The sequence below is a fragment of the Atlantibacter sp. RC6 genome, from assembly GCF_014193285.1.
Classification (GTDB): Bacteria; Pseudomonadota; Gammaproteobacteria; order Enterobacterales; family Enterobacteriaceae; genus Atlantibacter.
This window is the reverse complement of the sequence record NZ_JACHZE010000002.1, coordinates 342,743-365,070: the sequence shown is the minus strand read 5'-3', so window position 1 is coordinate 365,070 and position 22,328 is coordinate 342,743. Positions and strand designations below refer to the sequence as shown.

Genomic DNA, 22,328 nt, shown 5'->3' with positions numbered 1-22,328 from the left:
ATCCCTTGAGTGACATGGCGAAAAACCTAATACTCTGGCTGGTCATTGCCGTTGTGCTGATGTCAGTATTCCAGAGCTTTGGGCCCAGCGAGTCGAATGGCCGTAGGGTGGATTACTCTACCTTCTTGCAGGAAGTTAACCAGGATCAGGTTCGCGAAGCGCGTATCAACGGACGTGAAATCAACGTTACCAAGAAAGACAGTAACAAATACACGACTTACATCCCCGTTAACGACCCGAAGCTGCTTGATAACCTGATTACCAAAAACGTAAAAGTGGTTGGCGAGCCGCCTGAAGAGCCAAGCCTGCTGGCTTCCATCTTTATTTCCTGGTTCCCAATGCTGTTGCTGATTGGCGTCTGGATCTTCTTTATGCGCCAGATGCAGGGCGGCGGCGGTAAAGGCGCCATGTCGTTCGGTAAGAGCAAGGCGCGTATGCTGACCGAAGACCAGATTAAGACCACGTTCGCCGACGTCGCCGGTTGCGACGAAGCGAAAGAAGAAGTGGGCGAACTGGTTGAATATCTGCGTGAACCGAGCCGCTTCCAGAAGCTGGGCGGTAAGATCCCGAAAGGCGTGCTGATGGTTGGCCCTCCGGGTACCGGTAAAACCCTGCTGGCGAAAGCCATCGCGGGCGAAGCGAAAGTGCCGTTCTTCACCATTTCAGGTTCCGACTTCGTAGAAATGTTCGTTGGCGTGGGTGCATCCCGCGTTCGTGACATGTTCGAACAGGCCAAGAAAGCCGCGCCGTGCATCATCTTTATCGATGAAATCGACGCCGTAGGCCGTCAGCGTGGAGCGGGTCTGGGCGGCGGTCATGACGAACGTGAACAAACCCTGAACCAGATGCTGGTTGAAATGGATGGTTTCGAAGGTAACGAAGGCATTATCGTTATCGCGGCGACTAACCGTCCTGACGTGCTTGACCCAGCGCTGCTGCGTCCAGGCCGTTTCGACCGTCAGGTTGTGGTTGGCCTGCCGGATGTGCGTGGCCGTGAGCAGATCCTGAAAGTGCATATGCGTCGCGTTCCGCTGTCTCCGGACATCGATGCGGCCATTATCGCACGCGGTACCCCGGGCTTCTCCGGTGCGGATCTCGCCAACCTGGTGAACGAAGCCGCGCTGTTTGCCGCTCGCGGTAACAAACGCGTTGTTTCAATGGTTGAGTTCGAAAAAGCGAAAGACAAAATCATGATGGGTGCGGAACGCCGCTCCATGGTGATGACCGAAGCGCAGAAAGAATCCACCGCGTATCACGAAGCAGGCCACGCCATTATTGGCCGCCTGGTGCCGGAACACGATCCGGTGCATAAAGTGACGATTATCCCACGTGGTCGCGCGCTGGGTGTGACGTTCTTCCTGCCGGAAGGTGATGCGATCAGCGCCAGCCGCCAGAAGCTGGAAAGCCAGATCTCCACCCTGTACGGCGGTCGTCTTGCTGAAGAGATCATCTACGGTGCCGAGCATGTTTCTACCGGTGCGTCCAACGATATCAAAGTGGCGACGAACCTGGCGCGTAACATGGTGACTCAGTGGGGCTTCTCCGACAAACTCGGTCCGCTGCTGTACGCGGAAGAAGAGGGCGAAGTGTTCCTGGGCCGTAGCGTAGCGAAAGCCAAACATATGTCCGATGAAACCGCGCGTATCATCGACCAGGAAGTGAAAGCGCTGATTGAGCGTAACTACAATCGCGCCCGCACCATCCTGAATGACAACATGGATATTCTCCACGCCATGAAAGACGCACTGATGAAGTATGAAACCATCGATGCGCCGCAGATTGACGACCTGATGGCCCGCCGCCACGTGCGTCCGCCAGCAGGCTGGGAAGATCCAGGTACGAACAACTCTGACAACAATGGCACCCCGCAAGCGCCGCGTCCGATTGATGAGCCGCGCACGCCGAACCCGGGCAATACCATGTCAGAACAGTTGGGCGACAAGTAAGTTTTAATGAAGCGGTAATGAGAAAACCCTGGGCATGCCCGGGGTTTTTTTTGGTATGTGAACTGGTCTCAAGGATTAACGATGAAACTCTATGCCCAGGGATCCACGCTGGATCTTACGCACCCCCACGTAATGGGAATTCTCAACGTCACGCCGGATTCTTTCTCGGACGGCGGCAAGCATAACCAGCTGATTGATGCGGTGAAGCATGCCAACGCCATGATTAATGCCGGGGCGACGATTATCGACGTGGGCGGCGAATCCACCCGGCCGGGTGCCGATGAGGTCAGCGTGGATGAAGAGTTGGCGCGCGTGATCCCGGTCGTTGAGGCCATCGCGCAACGTTTTGAAGTATGGGTTTCCGTGGATACCTCGAAACCGGAAGTGATCCTTGAATCCGCCAGAGCGGGCGCGCATATCATCAACGATATTCGATCATTACAGGAGCCTGGGGCGCTGGCCGCCGCTGCGCAAACCGGCCTGCCGGTGTGCCTGATGCATATGCAGGGCGAACCGCGCACTATGCAGAACGCGCCGCATTATGACGACGTGTATGAATCGGTAAATCGCTACTTTATTGAGCAAATCGCGCGTTGCGAAGCCGCAGGCATCGCAAAAGAGAAATTGTTGCTCGACCCGGGGTTTGGTTTCGGTAAAAATCTCCACCACAATTATCAACTTCTCGCCAGGCTTGCAGAATTTCATCATTTCGAACTACCGCTATTAGTGGGAATGTCGCGTAAATCTATGGTCGGTCAGTTACTGAATGTTGGACCGACGGAGCGATTAAGCGGCAGCCTTGCCTGTGCTGTGATCGCGGCGATGCAGGGGGCGCAAATTATTCGCGTCCATGACGTTAAAGAGACGGTAGAAGCAATGAGAGTTGTCGAAGCTACACTTTCAGCGAAGGATAAAAAAACGCTATGAGTAACCGTAAATATTTTGGCACCGATGGCATTCGTGGGCGTGTAGGTGATGCGCCAATCACTCCTGATTTTGTGCTCAAACTGGGCTGGGCCGCAGGCCAGGTGCTGGCGCGTCATGGTTCGCGTAAAATTATTATCGGGAAAGACACCCGTATTTCTGGCTACATGCTGGAATCCGCGCTGGAAGCGGGCCTTTCCGCAGCGGGCCTGTCCGCGTCGTTTACTGGCCCGATGCCTACTCCGGCAATCGCCTATTTGACCCGCACTTTCCGCGCGGAAGCCGGTATCGTGATCTCGGCATCGCATAACCCCTTTTACGATAACGGCATCAAATTTTTCTCCATTGACGGCACCAAGTTACCGGACGAAGTTGAAGAAGCGATCGAAGCCGAAATGGAAAAAGAGATCACCTGCGTCGATTCCGCGCAGCTCGGTAAAGCCAGCCGGATCGTGGATGCTGCCGGACGCTATATCGAATTCTGTAAGGCCACCTTTCCAAACGAACTCAATCTCAACAACCTGAAGATTGTGGTGGATTGCGCCAATGGCGCGACCTACCACATTGCGCCAAACGTGCTGCGCGAACTGGGCGCTGAAGTCATTGCCATCGGCTGCGAGCCGGATGGCGTGAACATCAACGAAAAATGCGGCGCGACGGATGTGCGGATGCTGCAGGCGCGTGTAGTCGCAGAAAAAGCCAATCTGGGCATTGCGTTCGATGGCGACGGCGACCGCGTCATTATGGTCGACCATGAAGGCAATAAAGTCGATGGCGACCAGATCCTTTATATCATTGCCCGCGAAGGCCTGCGCCAGGGCAAACTGCGCGGCGGCGCAGTCGGCACGCTGATGAGCAACATGGGCCTGGAAGTGGCGCTGAAGCAGCTCGGTATCCCGTTTGCCCGCGCCAAAGTGGGCGACCGCTACGTGCTGGAAAAAATGCAGGAGAAAGGCTGGCGCATTGGGGCGGAAAACTCAGGACACGTGATTCTGCTCGACCAGACCACCACCGGCGACGGCATTGTTGCGGCGCTCCAGGTATTAACCGCCATGGTCAGGAACCATATGAGCCTGCACGACCTGTGCAGTGGCATGAAACTGTTCCCGCAAGTGTTGGTTAACGTGCGTTTTACCGCTGGCAGCGGCGATCCGCTGGAAAACGATCAGGTGAAAGCAGTCACCGCCGAAGTCGAAAAGGCGCTGGGCAACCGTGGCCGCGTGCTGTTGCGTAAATCCGGCACCGAGCCGTTAATCCGTGTGATGGTTGAAGGCGAAGACGAAGCGCAAGTCACTGCGTTTGCCAACCGTATTGCCGATGCGGTTAAAGCAGCGTAAAAAACGAAGCGCCGGGATTCCGGCGCTTTTTTTATCAGGCGGTTTCAGGATTTGCCGGGCGTTTTCGTAACGCCAGTGCGCCAATCAGCATCAGCACCACCATTCCCCCCAGCCATGGCAGAATATTCATCAGATGCCCGGCACGCATAAACGTCAGTACCAGCATCAGTAGCCATCCGCCCAGCATGGGCAGTGCGGTGCGCTTCACGATTTCTACTGGCGATACGCCAGCAATCCCGGCGATAGCAATGATTACCCCGGCAATGGGCGAGAGGGTGCGGCCAATCCCTGCCGAAAGCTGGATAGGCAGCATCATTACCGCCACATCGCTACCGATATGCTTACTGATTTCCGGCACCATCGGCGCGAAGGAGAAAAACGCCGCATTGCCCGAGCCCATCAGCGCTGAGATGGAGAAGGTGATTAAGGTCATCAGCAAAATAATCGACGCTGCGCTGAGCCCAAACTCGCTGGACATATTCAGCAGCGCGTCCACCGCGCCGGTGGCTTTTAGCCCGGCGGAGAAGACTTCACCAGCGATAATCAGCGTGACCACGGTGGCGAACACGTTGCCCATGCTGTCGAAAACGCGTTGTAAGCCTGCCATCACGTCGCGCGCGTTACGATGACGTAAGTACTCACAAACCAGACTGATAAAGACGCTGATCAGTACCGCCGTATCCAGCGTAATGCGCAGCTGACTGAACGCCAGGCTACTACACAGCAGCATCAGCACCAACGGCAGCATCGGCAGGAACATATAAATAATCGGCGCTTGCGGACCTTCATTTTCTTTCAGCGTCACATCCGACTGTGGTGAGGTTTCTGCCCGCTGACGCTTATCAAAAAAGCGTTGCACCACAATGTGCAATACCGCGATAAACAGCACCACCGGGACCACCACCGGCAGCTGGTCGCGAACAAAATACTCAACCACTTCTACGCCTGCGGTTTTCGCGGCCAGCACTGAGTTACCGTAGCCGGGGCCAAATTCCACGGCGCAGGTGCTGGCGATCACCGCTGCAACGGCGGCTCGGCTACAGCCCAGGCGCGTCAATAGCGGGTAAAGCGTCGCCATAAGCAACAAACCCAGCCCGGTCGCGCTGCTGATAAACAGCGATAAAAACTGGCCGAGGAGTAATGCCAGGCCGAGCAGTAAATACGGCGAGTTGAGTTTTTGGAGTGGGCGAGAGGTGAGACGCACCAGTACCTGGCTGGCGCCGATGGCAGACATATACACGGCGAACCCGCCAATCAGCATGATCTGCAATCCCAGCCCGCCAAGCCGCACGCTCAGGGTATCGCGAATAAACTCAAACGCATCGAAGGCGCTGACGCCGGTAGTTTTCTTTACCAGCCCGCTGATCTCCGACATGTTGAAAATCTGGGCGATAAATAGCAGCGCCAGACCGGTTAACAGCAGTACCGCCTGGGGATTGTATTTTTTAAGGATCAGCCGACCGGCAAAAATCACGGCAATAAGTGCAATCAGTAATGACATCGCCTGGCCCTCATTCAAAATTGCCGCGCACCAGACACTCGCCGGACGCGAACATGAGCTGTCCGGCTGCGTATGTCTGGTGAAGCGTCAGGTCGTCGTTAAGCACGCAGAGATCGGCGCGCTCGCCCACGGCGATACGTCCGCCGCTGATACCTAAAGAGTCCGCTACGTTCGAGGTCAGCATCGCCAGCGCCTGCGCAACCGGAATACCGGCGTCCACCAGCCGCGGCAACAGCAGTATATTGCCGTCAACCGGTGCAGCGGAAAGGCCTTCCACTACGCCGCTGGCGTTGAAGCGCGGGACGCTGCCGTTGCCATCGGAACTGATGGTGATGTTTTGCGGTGCGACGCCGGATTCCAGCGCATGGGCAATCGCCTCTTCCTGTGGGGCATAGCGGCTGCCGCCCGACGTGACGTCAATCATGCCGCCGCGCCGGGCGAAAGCGATCGCCTGTTCAAACAGCGGTGCTGTGCGGGCCACGTGCGTCGGAGAGAGGTGGTGAATGGGGAGTCCGGCATCGCATAGCGCATTCAGCGAATCAAAGCCGTCGGGTAATCCGCCGAGATGAATATGCAGCAGGCCTTTTTTGCCGGCCAACAGCGCCGCGACGCGAATATCGCTTACCAGCCGCAACAGTTCCTGCCGTGTTGGGAAGGAGCCGCGATGGTCAGCAAGGGCGATTTTGACCCCGAGAATGGCCGGAATAAACGCAATATCGTCCCGCACATTGCCGGTGATGGTGCGGGTAGGCAGCTCATAGGAGCCAGTATGCATATATGCCCGGATCCCCTCCAGATTGAGCGCCTGCATTTTGGCATACAGATCTTTCGGCGAACGCGAAATGCCATCGGTGCCCAGCACGCCCACGACGGTGGTAATGCCTGCGGAAATCAGGCGAGTGAGACTGCACGCTGGCGTTCTGCTGGCAAATCCCGCCTCGCCGCCGCCGCCGGTCAAATGGACGTGCTGATCGATAAAACCGGGCACCAGCCATTTACCTTTACAGTCGTGCGTGGTCACAGGGAAAGGGAGCGTGGGGGAGGTATCGCTAATACTGACAATCTTATCGCCGTACAGTAAGACGGACTGTCTACCTAAATCCTTTGGTGCAAAAACCCTGGCATTGGTCAGTAACGTGAACATATCAAGCCTGCTATGTGTGTAAGAAAGAGAAGGTAAAACGTGGCGGCTTATATAAGGGAGAAATAAAGTCGGTGCCGCTGTGCTAAAAGGTAAAGTTTTACTTTTTGTGTGGCTATTGCGGATTTAGTATCGGGTAATACCGAAATGGCATAGCAGGGCCCAACATATGGACAGTAAATGGCTGGAAGATTTCTTAAGCCTGAGTCGGCACGGCAACTTTTCCCTCGCCGCGCGCGAGCGATGCGTTACCCAACCGGCGTTCAGCCGCCGGGTTAAGGCGCTGGAAGAGACCCTGGGCGCGCCGCTGTTCGACAGAACCACCACGCCCGTAACGCTCACGCGTTATGGCGAGCGCTTTGAGCCTTACGCCAGACAGGTGGTTTCCACGCTGAAGGAGGCGCAGCACGAGTTATCCTGCATGTTGCCGCAGACGGATAACACTATTGTGATGGTGAGCTTGCACACCCTGTCGATCAATGTGTTACCGGATATGATTAATTACCTGCACCGTACCCATCCTGAAGCCCGCTTCACGGTGAATGCCTGTATGCAGGGCATCGATAATCACTTTAACGCCTTGCTAAATCGCCAGATCGATTTACTGATCACTTACGATTTACTGCAGGCTCAGCCCTCGCTGGAAACGGCAGAACAGCTAAAGCGCACGGTCTGGCGCTACGAGCGTTTTATTCCGGTGATGGCCGCGCACTTGATGCCGCTTATCGACGATGAGCTCAGCCCGATTCCCTGGCTGCGCTATAGTGATTACACGTTTGTACAGCAGATTATCGCGCCCGCTGAAAAGCAGCTCGCCGCCCGGCTTGAACCGGTTTTTGAAAGCGGGTTAAGCGAAAGCATTCGTGAAATGGTGCTGCGTGGTATGGGGTTGGCCTGGTTGCCGGAATCCACCGTCGCAGAACAGCTTGCCAGCGGCGAACTGGTACAACTCTGGCCGGATAACGCCTCCCGGCAGCGCGAAATCGCTATCGTGATTTGGTGCCAGCGCCAGGAGAATCGCCCAATTCTTAGCCTGTGCTGGGAGAAATTGTCCCGAAACTCACAGGGTTGATGTTTTTTTCTGCAAACGCGCCAGGAAGGTGAAAATGGTCTTGCGCACCACCCTGGCTTTGGTTAGTATTCACACCCGCTTCAGTGGGGAATGACAAACGCCTCCCACTTTACTTGGTGAAGCAATTGGTATGCGGTTAACCCGCAAGGAACAGGTTGATTATGTACGAAGCTCTTTTGGTAGTTTTCCTTATTGTAGCCATTGGCCTGGTAGGTCTGATCATGCTGCAACAAGGTAAAGGCGCTGATATGGGAGCCTCCTTTGGAGCAGGCGCTTCCGCCACGCTGTTTGGTTCAAGTGGTTCTGGTAACTTCATGACCCGCATGACGGCTATTCTGGCGACGCTGTTCTTCATCATCAGCCTGGTACTGGGTAATATCAATAGCAACAAAACCAATAAAGGAAGCGAGTGGGATAACCTGAACGCACCAGCTCAGACTGAGAAAGTTCAGGACGTAGCGCCGGCTAAACCGACCAGCGATATCCCGCAGTAAGTTGTCAGCTTCAGTACGGTTATCGACGAAGCCGTACACAAAGTGCCGAGGTGGTGGAATTGGTAGACACGCTACCTTGAGGTGGTAGTGCCCGATTGGGCTTACGGGTTCAAGTCCCGTCCTCGGTACCAAATCTAAGCAAAACTTGCATTTTAGACGTTTTAGGCGTAGTATTTGCCACGTTTTCGGACGCGGGGTGGAGCAGCCTGGTAGCTCGTCGGGCTCATAACCCGAAGGTCGTCGGTTCAAATCCGGCCCCCGCAACCACTTTCCCTGAAAGTTTTTTTTCAAATAGACTGTGAACAGCGGTTGACGCTTTACAGCATGAAATTTGAAAGAAAATTCTCTCGGAAGTGTCCGGGCCGCGCTTGCGGCTTACAGGGTTCAGTTATTAAAAGCCCCGATTTATCGGGGTTTTTTGTTATCTGAGTTAATAATAACTGGGCTTTATGCCCTTTTTTTATGTCTTGGGGGTGGGCTTGTCCACATTAGAGCAAAAATTAACAGAGATGATTACAGCGCCGGTTGAAGCACTGGGCTATGAACTTGTCGGCATCGAGTTTCTTCGTGGTCGCACATCGACGCTGCGCATCTATATTGATAGTGAAGATGGCATCAATGTTGACGATTGTGCTGATGTTAGCCACCAGGTGAGTGCTGTACTCGACGTCGAAGATCCGATCACTGTGGCATATAACCTGGAAGTGTCCTCGCCAGGTCTCGACCGTCCGCTGTTCTCCGCTGAGCATTACACGCGTTTTCTCGGTGAAAAAGTCACGGTAGTGCTGCGTATGGCGGTTCAGAACCGCCGTAAATGGCAGGGTGTCATCAAAGCCGTTGAAGGCGAAATGATCACCGTAACGGTTGAGGGCAAAGACGAAGTGTTCGCGCTGAGCAACATTCAGAAAGCGAATCTGGTTCCCCATTTTTAACAGTCTGGATTGAGGCGAAGCCCAGGATGAACAAAGAAATTTTGGCTGTTGTTGAAGCTGTTTCTAACGAAAAAGCGGTTCCGCGCGAGAAGATTTTCGAAGCGCTGGAAAGTGCCCTGGCCACGGCAACCAAGAAAAAATACGAACAAGAGATCGACGTGCGTGTCAGCATCGATCGTAAAAGCGGTGATTTCGATACCTTCCGTCGCTGGATGGTGGTGGAAGAAGTCACTCAGCCGACCCGTGAAATCACATTAGAAGCGGCGCAGTTCGAAGATCCGAACTTCACCGTCGGCGACTATGTAGAAGATCAGATTGAATCGGTCACCTTCGACCGTATTACCACCCAGACCGCGAAGCAAGTTATCGTGCAAAAAGTACGTGAAGCCGAGCGTGCCATGGTTGTCGATCAGTTCCGCGAGCATGAAGGCGATATCATTACCGGCGTGGTGAAGAAAGTGAACCGCGACAACATCAGCCTCGATCTGGGGAGTAACGCCGAAGCCGTTATTCTCCGTGAAGATATGCTGCCGCGTGAAAACTTCCGTCCGGGCGACCGTATTCGTGGCGTGCTCTATTCCGTACGCCCTGAAGCGCGCGGCGCACAGCTGTTCGTGACCCGTTCCAAGCCGGAAATGCTGATCGAACTGTTCCGCATCGAAGTGCCGGAAATCGGCGAAGAAGTGATTGAGATTAAAGCTGCCGCTCGAGATCCGGGTTCCCGTGCCAAAATCGCGGTGAAAACCAACGATAAGCGTATCGACCCGGTTGGCGCTTGCGTCGGTATGCGTGGCGCGCGTGTTCAGGCGGTTTCTACCGAACTGGGCGGCGAGCGTATCGATATCGTTCTGTGGGACGACAACCCGGCCCAGTTCGTGATCAACGCGATGGCGCCGGCGGATGTGGCATCTATCGTGGTGGATGAAGATAAACACACTATGGATATCGCCGTTGAAGCTGGCAACCTGGCGCAGGCGATCGGTCGTAACGGCCAGAACGTGCGTCTTGCTTCGCAGTTAAGCGGTTGGGAACTCAACGTGATGACCGTGGAAGATCTGCAGGCGAAACACCAGGCCGAAGCGCACGCCGCGATCGATACCTTCACCAAACATCTCGATATTGATGAAGATTTCGCCACGGTTCTGGTTGAAGAAGGTTTCTCGACTCTCGAGGAACTGGCTTACGTGCCAATGAAAGAGCTGCTTGAAATCGACGGGCTGGATGAAGCGACCGTTGAAGCATTGCGCGAACGTGCCAAAAACGCACTCACGACGCTGGCGTTGGCTCAGGAAGAAAGCCTCGGCGACAAGAAGCCGAGTGAAGATCTGTTAGGCCTCGAAGGCATGGATCGCGCTCTTGCCTGGAAGTTGGCTGCTCGTGGGGTTTGTACGCTGGAAGACCTCGCCGAACAAGGCGTTGATGACCTTTCAGATATTGAAGAGTTGACGGATGAGAAAGCCGGTGAGCTGATCATGGCCGCGCGTAATATCTGTTGGTTTGGTGACGAAGCGTAATAAACTGTAGCAGGAAGGAACAGCATGACTGATGTAACCGTAAAAGCGCTGGCCGCAGAGATTCAGACCTCGGTGGACCGCCTGGTACAGCAATTCGCTGATGCAGGGATCCCCAAGTCCGCTGAAGACTCTGTGACGGCGCAAGAGAAACAAACTTTACTGGCTCACCTGAACCGTGAACATGGTTCGGCGCCGGATAAGTTGACATTGCAGCGCAAAACGCGCAGTACTTTAAGCATTCAGGGTACCGGTGGTAAGAGCAAATCGGTACAGATCGAAGTCCGCAAGAAACGCACCTTTGTAAAACGTGATCCGGCTGAGGCTGAACGCCTTGCCGCGGAAGAACAAGCGCAGCGTGAAGCGGAAGAGCAGGCCCAGCGTGAAGCAGAGGAAGCTGCCAAGCGCGAGGCTCAGGAAAAAGCGAAGCGTGAAGCGCAAGAGAAAGCTAAACGCGAAGCAGACGAAAAGGCTAAACGTGAGCTTGCAGACCAGGCTAAACGCGAAGCTGCGGAAAATAGTAAAGTGAGCAATCAACAAACTGACGAAGCAACCAAAGCCGCTCAGGCTGAAAAAGCCCGCCGCGAAGCTGAAGCGAATGAACTGAAGCGTAAGGCTGAAGAAGAAGCGCGTCGTAAACTCGAAGAAAACGCTCGCCGTGTTGCTGAAGAAGCGCGCCGTATGGCTGAAGAAAACTCTGCGGGCTGGACCAGCACTGAAACCGTCGAAGAAGACAAGAGTGATTACCACGTCACCACGTCTCAGCACGCTCGTCAGGCTGAAGATGACAGCGATCGCGAAGTAGAAGGCGGACGAGGTGGCCGTGGCCGCAACACCAAAGTGGCGCGCCAGAAAAAAGGCAACAAACACGCTGAATCCAAAGCCGATCGTGAAGAAGCTCGCGCGGCCGTTCGCGGCGGTAAAGGCGGTAAACAACGTAAAGGCAGCGCGCTGCAGCAGGGCTTCAACAAGCCGGCTCAGGCCGTTAACCGCGACGTTATCATCGGCGAAACCATCACTGTTGGCGAACTGGCTAACAAGATGGCGGTGAAAGGCTCTCAGGTCATCAAAGCGATGATGAAACTGGGCGCTATGGCCACCATCAACCAGGTTATCGACCAGGAAACCGCACAGCTGGTTGCCGAAGAGATGGGCCACAAAGTTATCCTGCGTCGTGAAAACGAGCTGGAAGAAGCGGTAATGAGCGACCGTGATACAGGTGCAGCGGCTGAATCGCGCGCGCCGGTTGTGACCATCATGGGTCATGTTGACCACGGTAAAACCTCGCTGCTTGACTATATTCGTTCAACTAAAGTGGCCTCCGGCGAAGCGGGTGGTATTACCCAGCACATCGGTGCTTATCACGTTGAAACCGACAACGGCATGATCACCTTCCTGGATACCCCGGGCCACGCCGCGTTTACCGCGATGCGTGCACGTGGTGCTCAGGCAACGGATATCGTGGTTCTGGTTGTTGCTGCGGACGACGGCGTGATGCCGCAGACCATCGAAGCTATCCAGCACGCGAAAGCGGCGCAGGTGCCGGTCGTGGTTGCCGTGAACAAGATTGATAAACCTGAAGCCGATCCGGATCGTGTGAAGAACGAGCTCTCTCAATACGGCATCCTGCCGGAAGAGTGGGGCGGTGAAAGCCAGTTCGTTCATGTGTCCGCGAAAGCCGGTACCGGTATCGACGATTTGCTGGACGCTATCCTGCTGCAGGCTGAAGTTCTCGAACTGAAAGCCGTTCGCAAAGGCATGGCAAGCGGCGTGGTTATCGAATCCTTCCTGGACAAAGGCCGTGGCCCGGTTGCCACCGTTCTGGTTCGCGAAGGTACGCTGAACAAAGGCGATATCGTACTTTGCGGCTTCGAATATGGCCGTGTGCGTGCGATGCGTGACGAGCTGGGCCGCGAAGTGACTGAAGCCGGTCCGTCCATCCCGGTTGAGATCCTCGGCTTGTCCGGCGTTCCGGCTGCGGGTGATGAAGTGACCGTGGTGCGTGACGAGAAGAAAGCACGTGAAGTGGCACTGTATCGTCAGGGTAAATTCCGTGAAGTGAAACTGGCTCGCCAGCAGAAATCCAAACTGGAAAACATGTTCGCCAACATGACCGAAGGCGAAGTGTCCGAAGTCAACATCGTGCTGAAAGCCGACGTTCAGGGTTCTGTGGAAGCGATCTCCGACTCGCTGCTGAAACTCTCCACCGACGAAGTGAAGGTGAAGATTGTTGGTTCCGGCGTTGGTGGTATCACCGAGACCGATGCGACTCTGGCTGCTGCGTCAAACGCGATTCTGGTTGGCTTTAACGTGCGTGCCGATGCATCTGCCCGTCGCGTCATTGAAGCGGAAAGCCTGGATCTGCGTTACTACTCCGTCATCTATCATCTGATTGACGAAGTGAAAGCGGCGATGAGCGGCATGCTGTCTCCGGAACTGAAACAGCAGATTATCGGTCTGGCTGAAGTGCGTGATGTGTTCAAATCACCGAAATTCGGTGCGATCGCGGGCTGTATGGTTACCGAAGGCACGATTAAACGTCATAACCCAATCCGCGTACTGCGCGACAACGTGGTTATCTATGAAGGCGAGCTGGAATCCCTGCGCCGCTTCAAAGATGACGTTAACGAAGTCCGTAACGGCATGGAATGTGGTATCGGCGTGAAGAACTACAACGACGTTCGCGTTGGCGATATGATCGAAGTGTTCGAAGTCATTGAGATTAAACGTACCATCGCTTAATCAGGCTGATGTGACTGCTTAATTTTAGGGGGGCCGAGTGCCCCCCGATTTGTCTGGAGATTTTACTATGGCGAAAGAATTTGGTCGCCCGCAGCGGGTGGCTCAGGAAATGCAAAAAGAAATTGCCATTATCCTGCAGCGCGAAATCAAAGATCCGCGTTTAGGTCTGATGACCACCGTATCCGGCGTGGAAATGTCCCGCGATCTGGCTTATGCAAAAGTGTTCGTCACGTTTTTGAACGACAAAGACGAAGAGGCTATCAAAGCGGGCATTAAAGCCCTTCAGGAAGCCTCCGGTTTTATCCGTACGCTGCTGGGTAAAGCGATGCGCCTGCGTATCGTGCCGGAATTAACCTTCTTCTATGACAACTCCCTGGTAGAAGGGATGCGCATGTCGAACCTGGTGAGCAATGTCATCAAGGACGACGAAGCGCGCCGCGTCAATCCGGACGACAGCAAGGAGGACTGATGAGTCGTCCTCGTCGTCGCGGTCGCGATGTGCATGGCGTATTGTTGCTGGATAAGCCCGGCGGGCTCTCGTCCAACGACGCGCTGCAAAAAGTAAAACGTCTCTACAATGCCAACCGGGCAGGGCATACCGGCGCGCTGGATCCGCTGGCGACCGGTATGTTGCCGATTTGCCTTGGCGAGGCGACGAAGTTTTCCCAATATCTGCTGGATTCCGATAAGCGCTATCGCGTGATAGCGCGGCTCGGGCAGCGCACCGATACCTCGGATGCCGACGGCAACATCGTCGAGGAAAGGCCGGTAACCTTTTCTGCGCAGGAACTGGAAAGCGCACTGGAGAGTTTCCGCGGTGAGACCCAACAGGTTCCCACCATGTTCTCGGCCCTGAAGTACCAGGGCAAACCGCTGTACGAATATGCGCGTCAGGGGATTGTGGTACCGCGTGAAGCGCGTCCGATCACCGTTTATGAGCTGCTGTTTATTCGTCATGAAGGGCTGGAGCTGGAACTGGAAGTTCACTGCTCAAAAGGGACTTACATCCGCACTATCATTGACGATCTGGGCGAAAAGCTCGGCTGCGGCGCGCACGTCAGCTATCTGCGGCGGCTCGCGGTGAGTAAATATCCTGTCGAACGCATGGTGACGCTGGAGCAGCTGGCTGCGCTACGTGCCCAGGCGGACGAAGAGGGCATGGATTTGGCGACGGTTCTTGACCCGCTGTTAATGCCGATGGACAGTCCGGCTTCGGATTTTCCGATGGTGAATATTCAACCTGCGATTGCTGGCTATTTTAAAAATGGCCAGCCGGTACGGGTCGCAGACGTGCCGCCGCATGGACTGGTGCGCGTCACCGAAGGCGATGAACGGAAGTTTATCGGCATGGGTGAAATCGATGACGAGGGACGCGTCGCGCCCCGTCGACTGGTGGTGGAATACCACGACTAACGTTTGCGATAAGCTGCTGTGACAGGTAGAATATTGCGGCTAAATACGCTGCCAACCGTTATTTTAATGCTGGCAGGTATCTGGGGTGGCTGAATTAGAGATCGGCACCCTCTTTTTTATCTATAATTTTGGAGTTGAAAATGTCTCTAAGCGTTGAAGCTAAAGCTAAAATCGTTTCTGAGTTCGGTCGTGGTACTAACGACAGCGGTTCTACCGAAGTACAGGTTGCTCTGCTGACTGCTCAGATTAACCACCTGCAAGGTCACTTTGCAGAGCACAAGAAAGATCACCACAGCCGTCGTGGTCTGCTGCGCATGGTTTCTCAGCGTCGTAAACTGCTCGACTACCTGAAACGTAAAGATGTAGCGCGTTACACCAGCCTGATCGAACGTCTGGGCCTGCGTCGCTAATTCTTGCGAGTTTCAGAAAAGGGGGCCTTTATGGCCCCTTTTTTCAACCAGATGGCAGAATTCAATAGTAAACTACTGTATTGTTGCCTGAAGGGATCTTCTTGTGCAGAGGTTCGCGCGGCTAATGAGAGGCTTGACTCCGCGACGGGGTTAGGATTGTCATTAGTCGCGAGGATGCAAAGAAGGTCAATACTCAACAGCACGCCGCGCCGGTGTGCTGTCATTCATTAAGAAAGGGTATTATTTTGCTTAATCCGATCGTTCGTAAATTTCAATATGGTCAACATACCGTCACGTTAGAGACCGGTATGATGGCGCGCCAGGCTACCGCCGCAGTGATGGTAAGCATGGACGACACCGCAGTATTCGTGACCGTTGTGGGTCAGAAAAAAGCCAAACCGGGTCAGGACTTCTTCCCGCTGACCGTTAACTATCAGGAGCGTACCTACGCTGCTGGCCGTATCCCGGGTAGCTTCTTCCGTCGTGAAGGCCGTCCGAGCGAAGGCGAAACCCTGATTGCGCGTCTGATTGACCGTCCGGTCCGTCCGCTGTTCCCGGAAGGCTTCGTTAACGAAGTTCAGGTTATCGCGACCGTAGTGTCCGTGAACCCGCAGGTTCACCCGGATATCGTGGCGATGATCGGCGCATCCGCGGCGCTGAGCCTGTCTGGCATTCCGTTCAACGGCCCAATCGGTGCCGCGCGCGTGGGTTACATCAATGACCAGTACGTACTGAACCCGACCGCTGACGAGCTGAAAAACAGCAAGCTGGACCTGGTGGTTGCCGGTACCGAAGGCGCTGTGCTGATGGTTGAATCCGAAGCTGAACTGCTGAGCGAAGACCAGATGCTGGGCGCAGTGGTGTTTGGCCACGATCAACAGCAGGTTGTTATCGAAAACATCAACGCCCTGGTTGCCGAAGCGGGCAAACCGCGTTGGGACTGGCAGCCGGAAGCGGCTAACGACGCGCTGAACAGCCGCGTTGCTGCGCTGGCTGAAGCTCGCCTGAGCGACGCTTACCGCATCACCGACAAACAAGAACGTTACTCCCAGATCGACGCCATTAAATCCGACGTTATCGCTGCGCTGCAGGCTGAACAGGCTGAAGGCGACGCGCTGGATGAAAACGAGCTGAACGACATTCTGCACGCTATCGAGAAAAACGTAGTGCGTAGCCGCGTACTGCGTGGCGAGCCGCGTATTGATGGCCGTGAAAAAGACATGATCCGTGGTCTGGACGTGCGTACTGGCGTACTGCCGCGTACTCACGGTTCCGCACTGTTTACTCGTGGTGAAACGCAGGCGCTGGTTACCGCGACCCTGGGTACCGCGCGTGATGCGCAGAGCCTGGACGAGCTGATGGGCGAACGTACCGACAACTTCCTGTTCCACTACAACTTCCCTCCGTACTCTGTAGGTGAAACCGGGATGGTGGGCTCGCCGAAGCGTCGTGAAATCGGTCACGGTCGCCTGGCGAAACGCGGTGTGATGGCAGTAATGCCGGATGCAGAGCGCTTCCCGTACACGGTTCGCGTAGTGTCGGAAATCACCGAATCCAACGGTTCTTCTTCCATGGCTTCCGTGTGCGGCGCTTCTCTGGCGCTGATGGACGCGGGTGTGCCGATCAAAGCCGCCGTTGCGGGTATCGCGATGGGTCTGGTGAAAGAAGGCGACAACTTCGTGGTGCTGTCCGATATTCTGGGTGATGAAGATCACCTGGGCGATATGGACTTTAAAGTAGCCGGTAGCCGTGAAGGTATCTCCGCGCTGCAGATGGATATCAAAATCGAAGGTATCACCCGCGAAATCATGCAGGTGGCACTGAACCAGGCTAAGGGCGCGCGTCTGCACATCCTGAGCGTAATGGAACAGGCTATCAACGCACCGCGTGGCGACATCTCCGAATTCGCTCCGCGTATCCACACCATTAAGATCAACCCGGACAAGATCAAAGACGTGATCGGTAAGGGCGGTTCTGTGATCCGTGCGCTGACCGAAGAAACCGGCACCACCATCGAAATCGAAGATGACGGCACCGTGAAAATCGCGGCTACCGACGGTGAAAAAGCGAAACACGCTATCCGCCGTATCGAAGAGATCACCGCTGAGATCGAAGTGGGCCGCGTTTATAACGGTAAAGTAACCCGTATCGTTGACTTCGGTGCGTTTGTCGCCATTGGCGGCGGCAAAGAAGGCCTGGTACACATTTCCCAGATCGCTGACAAGCGCGTTGAGAAAGTGACTGATTATCTGCAGATGAATCAGGAAGTGCCGGTCAAAGTTCTGGAAGTGGATCGCCAGGGCCGTATCCGTTTAAGCATTAAAGAAGCAGCCGAGCCGTCTCAGCCGGCGGCCGCACCGGAAGCTCCGGCAGCACCGCAAGCTGAATAAGGGTTGCTATTAGGCTCTCCATGTTCGCATGGAGAGCTCTTTGATACCGGGCTGGAAGCCGGGTTTGCAACCGGGGAACAGGACGTTCATCCAATTGTTGTCTTCGGGAGTGGGAAATGAAGCCTTTTTTGCGCTGGTGTTTCGTTGCGACAGCTCTCACGCTGGCAGGATGCAGCAACTCTGCCTGGCGTAAGAGTGAAGTCCTCGCGGTACCATTGCAACCGACTTTACAGCAAGAAGTGATTCTGGCTCGCATGGAACAAATTCTTGCCAGTCGGGCTTTAACCGATGATGAACGTGCTCAGCTTTTATATGAGCGCGGAGTGTTGTATGATAGTCTTGGTTTGCGGGCACTGGCGCGAAATGATTTTTCACAAGCGCTGGCTATCCGCCCCGATATGCCTGAAGTATTCAATTACTTAGGCATTTATTTAACGCAGGCAGGCAATTTTGATGCTGCCTATGAAGCGTTTGATTCTGTACTTGAGCTTGAACCAACTTACAACTACGCGCATTTAAACCGCGGTATCGCCCTCTATTACGGTGGACGCTACCGGTTAGCGCAAGATGATCTGCTGGCGTTTTATCAAGACGATCCCAATGATCCTTTCCGTAGTCTGTGGCTCTATATTGCTGAACGCAAACTGGATGAGAAACAGGCCAAAGCGTCGTTACAACAACGCTTCGACAAATCGGATAAAGAACAATGGGGATGGAACATTGTCGAGTTCTACCTGGGCAACATTAACGAAGCAACGTTAATGGAACGCCTCAAGGCGGACGCAACGGATAACACCTCGCTCGCTGAGCATCTCAGTGAAACCAACTTCTATTTAGGTAAGTACTACCTAAGTCTGGGGGATACGGACAGCGCTACGGCACTGTTCAAGTTAGCGGTAGCTAACAACGTACATAACTACGTTGAACACCGTTACGCATTGTTGGAACTAGCACTCTTGGGCCAGGAGCAAGAAGACCTGGCAGAATCGGACCAGCAATAGCTGACGGACATCTATCAGCCCAAAACTTTTTTAAAGTCATCACCTTAGCGGGTGAGGGCGTTTTTGTTCGTCAATCAATCAAATTTGAGCCGGTTCACACTTTTCAATGAAAATTGCAGATCTTTTTCATGATGAGTTATGTAGACTGGCCGCCATTTATCTTGAGGCACACGTACTACATGACTGAATTCGAAACCACTTTTTCTGATCTGGGGCTGAAGTCTCCTATCCTTGAAGCCCTTAACGATCTGGGTTACGAAAAGCCATCTCCGATCCAGGCCGAGTGTATTCCGCACCTGCTTGGTGGCCGCGATGTTCTGGGTATGGCCCAGACTGGCAGCGGCAAAACCGCAGCGTTCTCATTACCGCTGCTGAACAACCTTGATCCTGAATTGAAAGCGCCGCAGATCCTGGTGCTGGCCCCGACCCGCGAACTGGCGGTTCAGGTTGCTGAAGCAATGACGGATTTCTCTAAACATATGCATGGCGTAAACGTGGTAGCCCTTTACGGCGGCCAGCGTTATGACGTGCAACTGCGCGCCCTGCGTCAGGGCCCACAGATTGTTGTGGGTACGCCAGGCCGTCTGCTTGACCATTTAAAACGCGGTACGCTGAACCTGTCCAACCTGAGCGGTCTGGTACTGGACGAAGCGGATGAAATGCTGCGTATGGGCTTCATCGAAGACGTTGAAACCATCATGGCGCAGATCCCGGAAGGTCACCAGACTGCCCTGTTCTCCGCCACCATGCCGGAAGCGATTCGCCGTATTACCCGCCGCTTTATGAAAGAGCCGCAGGAAGTACGCATTCAGTCCAGCGTGACCACTCGCCCGGACATCAGCCAGAGCTACTGGACTGTTTACGGCATGCGTAAAAACGAAGCGCTGGTGCGTTTCCTGGAAGCGGAAGATTTTGACGCGGCGATTATTTTCGTACGCACTAAAAACGCGACTCTGGAAGTGGCCGAAGCGCTGGAGCGCAGCGGTTACAACAGCGCCGCGCTGAACGGCGACATGAACCAGGCGCTGCGTGAGCAGACCCTGGAGCGCCTGAAAGATGGTCGTCTGGATATCCTGATCGCGACCGACGTTGCGGCCCGTGGCCTGGACGTTGAGCGTATCAGCCTGGTGGTTAACTACGACATCCCGATGGACTCAGAATCTTACGTTCACCGTATTGGCCGTACCGGTCGTGCGGGTCGTGCTGGCCGCGCGCTGCTGTTCGTTGAGAACCGCGAGCGTCGTCTGCTGCGCAACATCGAACGCACCATGAAGCTGACCATTCCGGAAGTCGAACTGCCGAACGCAGAACTGCTGGGCAAACGCCGCCTGGAGAAATTCGCCGCTAAAGTACAGCAGCAGCTGGAAAGCAGCGATCTCGATCAGTACCGCGCTCTGCTGGCGAAAATCCAGCCGACCGCAGAAGACGAAGAGCTGGACATCGAAACGCTGGCTGCCGCGCTGCTGAAAATGGCGCAGGGCGAACGTCCGCTGATCCTGCCGCCGGATGCGCCGATGCGTCCGCGTCGTGAGTTCCGTGAGCGTGACGATCGTTTCGAGCGTCGCGGCGATCGTAACGATCGTGGTCCGCGTGGCGACCGTCCTCAGCGCGATGGTGAAGATCGTCCGCGCCGTGAACGTCGTGACGTTGGCGATATGGAACTGTATCGCATTGAAGTGGGTCGTGATGATGGCGTTGAAGTGCGTCATATCGTTGGCGCGATTGCTAACGAAGGCGACATCAGCAGCCGTTACATTGGTAACATCAAGCTGTTTGCGTCCCACTCCACCATCGAGCTGCCGAAAGGTATGCCGGGCGAAGTTCTGCAACACTTCACCCGCACGCGTATTCTCAACAAACCGATGAATATGCAACTGCTGGGCGACGCGCAACCGCGTCCGGATCGCGGCGGTGAACGTCGTGGCGGCGGTGCTGGCCGTGGCGGTTTCGGCGGCGAGCGTCGTGAAGGCGGTCGTAGCGAAGGTCGTCGTTTCAGCGGTGAACGTCGTGAAGGCGGCGCAGGCCGTAGCTTCAGCGGCGAACGTCGTGAAGGTGGCCGTGGCCCGCGTCGTGAAGACGGCGCTGCACCGTCCCGTCGTCGTTTCGGTGACGCATAAGGTCTGAACGCCTTACGCTTTACAATCTGTAAAGTTTAATAAACAGTCCCGATCAAAATGATTGGGACTTTTTTTATCTGGTTCGTACTCATGTACTGGTACAATGACGCATCCGCTTTCAGGATCCGATCGTTAATACAGGACATAACATGGCAACCCTCTCCACCACCAGCGTATCGCCCTCTATTCTGGGCGGCATTGTTATTATTGCCGGCACCATCATCGGCGCAGGGATGTTCTCTCTGCCGGTCGTGATGTCAGGCGCGTGGTTTTTCTGGTCGCTGGCGGCGTTAGGCGTTACCTGGTTCTACATGCTGCATTCCGGCTTAATGATCCTCGAAGCCAACCTTAACTACGCGCCCGGTGCCAGCTTCGATACTATGACCAAAGATCTGCTCGGCAAATACTGGACGTGGATCAACGGCCTCTCCATCGCCTTTGTGCTGTATATCCTGACCTATGCCTATATCTCGGCGAGCGGCTCGATACTGCATCACACGCTGTCAGAAATGTCGCTGTCGTTTTCTCCCCGGCTGGCGGGGCTGATTTTCGCGTTGATCGTGGCGTTTGTAGTATGGCTCAGCACCCGTGCGGTGAGCAGAATGACGGCAATTGTACTGGGTGCGAAGGTGATCACTTTCTTCCTGACTTTTGGCAGCTTGTTGGGCCACGTTGAGCCTGCCACGCTGTTTAACGTCGCAGAACCACAGCCTTCTTACCTGCCGTATTTGTTGATGACGCTGCCATTCTGCCTGGCATCATTTGGTTATCACGGTAACGTGCCTAGCCTGATGAAGTATTACGGCAAAGATCCGCGCACTATTGTGCGGTGCATCGTCTGGGGAACGCTGATTGCGCTGGCGCTGTATACCGTCTGGTTGCTGGCGACCATGGGGAATATCCCGCGTCCGGCGTTTATTGAGATTGCCCAAAAGGGCGGCAACATTGATGTGTTGGTCCAGGCGCTGGCGGGCGTGCTCAACAGTAAGACGCTCGACCTGCTGTTAATCATCTTCTCTAACTTTGCGGTAGCCAGCTCGTTTCTTGGCGTTACCCTGGGCTTGTTTGATTACCTGGCGGATTTATTCGGCTTCGACGATTCCGCGTTGGGGCGTTTCAAAACCGTGCTGTTAACCTTCGCGCCGCCGATTGCGGGCGGCATGCTGTGGCCGAACGGATTTTTGTACGCCATTGGCTATGCCGGGCTGGCCGCGACTATCTGGGCCGCGATTGTGCCTGCGCTGCTGGCCAGAGCGTCGCGTAAGCGCTTCGGCAGCCCGCTGTTTCGCGTCTGGGGCGGGACGCCGATGATCGTGCTGATCCTGATCTTCGGCATCGGCAATGCGCTGGTGCATCTGTTATCGACGGCGAATCTACTGCCGGTTTATCAATAAAAA

The 22,328-nt window shown here is 55.0% G+C and carries 18 protein-coding genes and 2 tRNA genes; 18 read left to right on the top strand and 2 right to left on the bottom strand.

The genetic code is table 11. The annotated features are described in order from the left end of the window. Window positions 1-14: 14 nt before the first annotated feature. The 3 genes from ftsH to glmM all read left to right on the top strand — a co-directional run bounded on the left by ftsH (window position 15) and on the right by glmM (window position 4,207). Entirely contained in the window at window positions 15-1,946 is a 1,932-nt protein-coding gene (gene ftsH, locus FHW74_RS06765; RefSeq protein WP_040459606.1) for an ATP-dependent zinc metalloprotease FtsH, read from the top strand. An 81-nt stretch (window positions 1,947-2,027) separates the two neighbouring features. Then, entirely contained in the window at window positions 2,028-2,873 is an 846-nt protein-coding gene (folP, locus tag FHW74_RS06760; protein ID WP_183169741.1) for a dihydropteroate synthase, read from the top strand. Next, window positions 2,870-4,207, top strand: coding sequence for a phosphoglucosamine mutase (glmM, locus tag FHW74_RS06755; protein ID WP_183169740.1), 1,338 nt, complete (start codon window positions 2,870-2,872; stop codon window positions 4,205-4,207). The genes folP and glmM overlap by 4 nt, the downstream gene beginning before the upstream one ends. A 34-nt stretch (window positions 4,208-4,241) precedes the next feature. Here glmM and dcuC read toward each other — a convergent pair whose 3' ends face one another. Together dcuC and iadA are read right to left on the bottom strand one after the other, a co-directional pair. Next, on the bottom strand, window positions 4,242-5,708 hold the full coding sequence (gene dcuC, locus FHW74_RS06750) for a C4-dicarboxylate transporter DcuC (protein WP_183169739.1): 1,467 nt from the start codon (window positions 5,706-5,708) through the stop codon (window positions 4,242-4,244). A gap of 10 nt (window positions 5,709-5,718) precedes the next feature. Further along, window positions 5,719-6,852, bottom strand: coding sequence for a beta-aspartyl-peptidase (iadA, locus tag FHW74_RS06745; protein WP_183169738.1), 1,134 nt, complete (start codon window positions 6,850-6,852; stop codon window positions 5,719-5,721). Window positions 6,853-7,018: 166 nt separating this feature from the next. Here iadA and FHW74_RS06740 point away from each other — a divergent pair, with 166 nt between their 5' ends. From FHW74_RS06740 to mtr, 15 genes are all read left to right on the top strand, one after another. Further along, window positions 7,019-7,921: a LysR family transcriptional regulator gene (locus FHW74_RS06740; protein WP_183169737.1), complete on the top strand. Its 903-nt coding sequence runs from the start codon at window positions 7,019-7,021 to the stop codon at window positions 7,919-7,921. 161 nt (window positions 7,922-8,082) lie between these two features. Beyond that, window positions 8,083-8,415, top strand: a complete 333-nt coding sequence (gene secG / locus FHW74_RS06735; RefSeq protein WP_183169736.1) for a preprotein translocase subunit SecG — start codon at window positions 8,083-8,085, stop codon at window positions 8,413-8,415. A 44-nt stretch (window positions 8,416-8,459) separates the two neighbouring features. Continuing rightward, a tRNA-Leu gene (locus FHW74_RS06730) sits at window positions 8,460-8,546 on the top strand. Between the two features lie 59 nt (window positions 8,547-8,605). Further along, window positions 8,606-8,682 (top strand) — tRNA-Met (locus tag FHW74_RS06725). Between the two features lie 212 nt (window positions 8,683-8,894). Further along, the gene (rimP, locus tag FHW74_RS06720; protein ID WP_183169735.1) at window positions 8,895-9,347 is read left to right on the top strand and encodes a ribosome maturation factor RimP; all 453 of its coding nucleotides are present in this window, start codon (window positions 8,895-8,897) and stop codon (window positions 9,345-9,347) included. A 26-nt stretch (window positions 9,348-9,373) separates the two neighbouring features. After that, window positions 9,374-10,861, top strand: a complete 1,488-nt coding sequence (gene nusA, locus FHW74_RS06715; protein ID WP_183169734.1) for a transcription termination factor NusA — start codon at window positions 9,374-9,376, stop codon at window positions 10,859-10,861. 24 nt (window positions 10,862-10,885) lie between these two features. Next, window positions 10,886-13,600, top strand: coding sequence for a translation initiation factor IF-2 (gene infB, locus FHW74_RS06710; protein ID WP_183169733.1), 2,715 nt, complete (start codon window positions 10,886-10,888; stop codon window positions 13,598-13,600). 67 nt (window positions 13,601-13,667) lie between these two features. Then, a complete protein-coding gene (gene rbfA, locus FHW74_RS06705) occupies window positions 13,668-14,069 on the top strand; it encodes a 30S ribosome-binding factor RbfA (protein WP_183169732.1) in 402 nt (133 codons plus the stop codon). Continuing rightward, window positions 14,069-15,013: a tRNA pseudouridine(55) synthase TruB gene (gene truB, locus FHW74_RS06700; RefSeq protein WP_183169731.1), complete on the top strand. Its 945-nt coding sequence runs from the start codon at window positions 14,069-14,071 to the stop codon at window positions 15,011-15,013. The genes rbfA and truB overlap by 1 nt, the downstream gene beginning before the upstream one ends. Window positions 15,014-15,153: 140 nt before the next feature. Beyond that, complete coding sequence (gene rpsO / locus FHW74_RS06695; RefSeq protein WP_002434239.1) at window positions 15,154-15,423, top strand: 30S ribosomal protein S15; 270 nt, start codon at window positions 15,154-15,156, stop codon at window positions 15,421-15,423. Window positions 15,424-15,668: 245 nt separating this feature from the next. Further along, complete coding sequence (pnp, locus tag FHW74_RS06690; RefSeq protein ID WP_183169730.1) at window positions 15,669-17,813, top strand: polyribonucleotide nucleotidyltransferase; 2,145 nt, start codon at window positions 15,669-15,671, stop codon at window positions 17,811-17,813. A 116-nt stretch (window positions 17,814-17,929) separates the two neighbouring features. Then, window positions 17,930-18,814, top strand: a complete 885-nt coding sequence (nlpI, locus tag FHW74_RS06685) for a lipoprotein NlpI (RefSeq protein ID WP_183169729.1) — start codon at window positions 17,930-17,932, stop codon at window positions 18,812-18,814. 106 nt (window positions 18,815-18,920) lie between these two features. Then, entirely contained in the window at window positions 18,921-19,001 is an 81-nt protein-coding gene (gene yrbN, locus FHW74_RS06680) for a protein YrbN (RefSeq protein ID WP_121497548.1), read from the top strand. Beyond that, window positions 18,994-20,931 (top strand): DEAD/DEAH family ATP-dependent RNA helicase, encoded by a 1,938-nt coding sequence (locus FHW74_RS06675; RefSeq protein ID WP_183169728.1) that lies wholly within the window; start codon window positions 18,994-18,996, stop codon window positions 20,929-20,931. Before yrbN ends, FHW74_RS06675 begins: the two co-directional genes overlap by 8 nt. A gap of 149 nt (window positions 20,932-21,080) precedes the next feature. Beyond that, window positions 21,081-22,325, top strand: coding sequence for a tryptophan permease (gene mtr / locus FHW74_RS06670; protein WP_183169727.1), 1,245 nt, complete (start codon window positions 21,081-21,083; stop codon window positions 22,323-22,325). Window positions 22,326-22,328: the final 3 nt, after the last annotated feature.

Excerpts from the sequence above, each read along its gene's own strand:
- nusA (WP_183169734.1), top strand. The coding sequence starts at position 9,374 with ATGAACAAAGAAATTTTGGCTGTTGTTGAAGCTGTTTCTAACGAAAAA.
- glmM (WP_183169740.1), top strand. The coding sequence starts at position 2,870 with ATGAGTAACCGTAAATATTTTGGCACCGATGGCATTCGTGGGCGTGTA.
- dcuC (WP_183169739.1), bottom strand. The coding sequence starts at position 5,708 with ATGTCATTACTGATTGCACTTATTGCCGTGATTTTTGCCGGTCGGCTG.
- rbfA (WP_183169732.1), top strand. The coding sequence starts at position 13,668 with ATGGCGAAAGAATTTGGTCGCCCGCAGCGGGTGGCTCAGGAAATGCAA.
- infB (WP_183169733.1), top strand. The coding sequence starts at position 10,886 with ATGACTGATGTAACCGTAAAAGCGCTGGCCGCAGAGATTCAGACCTCG.
- nlpI (WP_183169729.1), top strand. The coding sequence starts at position 17,930 with ATGAAGCCTTTTTTGCGCTGGTGTTTCGTTGCGACAGCTCTCACGCTG.
- folP (WP_183169741.1), top strand. The coding sequence starts at position 2,028 with ATGAAACTCTATGCCCAGGGATCCACGCTGGATCTTACGCACCCCCAC.
- secG (WP_183169736.1), top strand. The coding sequence starts at position 8,083 with ATGTACGAAGCTCTTTTGGTAGTTTTCCTTATTGTAGCCATTGGCCTG.
- iadA (WP_183169738.1), bottom strand. The coding sequence starts at position 6,852 with ATGTTCACGTTACTGACCAATGCCAGGGTTTTTGCACCAAAGGATTTA.
- rpsO (WP_002434239.1), top strand. The coding sequence starts at position 15,154 with ATGTCTCTAAGCGTTGAAGCTAAAGCTAAAATCGTTTCTGAGTTCGGT.
- mtr (WP_183169727.1), top strand. The coding sequence starts at position 21,081 with ATGGCAACCCTCTCCACCACCAGCGTATCGCCCTCTATTCTGGGCGGC.
- FHW74_RS06740 (WP_183169737.1), top strand. The coding sequence starts at position 7,019 with ATGGACAGTAAATGGCTGGAAGATTTCTTAAGCCTGAGTCGGCACGGC.
- FHW74_RS06675 (WP_183169728.1), top strand. The coding sequence starts at position 18,994 with ATGACTGAATTCGAAACCACTTTTTCTGATCTGGGGCTGAAGTCTCCT.
- ftsH (WP_040459606.1), top strand. The coding sequence starts at position 15 with ATGGCGAAAAACCTAATACTCTGGCTGGTCATTGCCGTTGTGCTGATG.
- yrbN (WP_121497548.1), top strand. The coding sequence starts at position 18,921 with ATGAAAATTGCAGATCTTTTTCATGATGAGTTATGTAGACTGGCCGCC.
- truB (WP_183169731.1), top strand. The coding sequence starts at position 14,069 with ATGAGTCGTCCTCGTCGTCGCGGTCGCGATGTGCATGGCGTATTGTTG.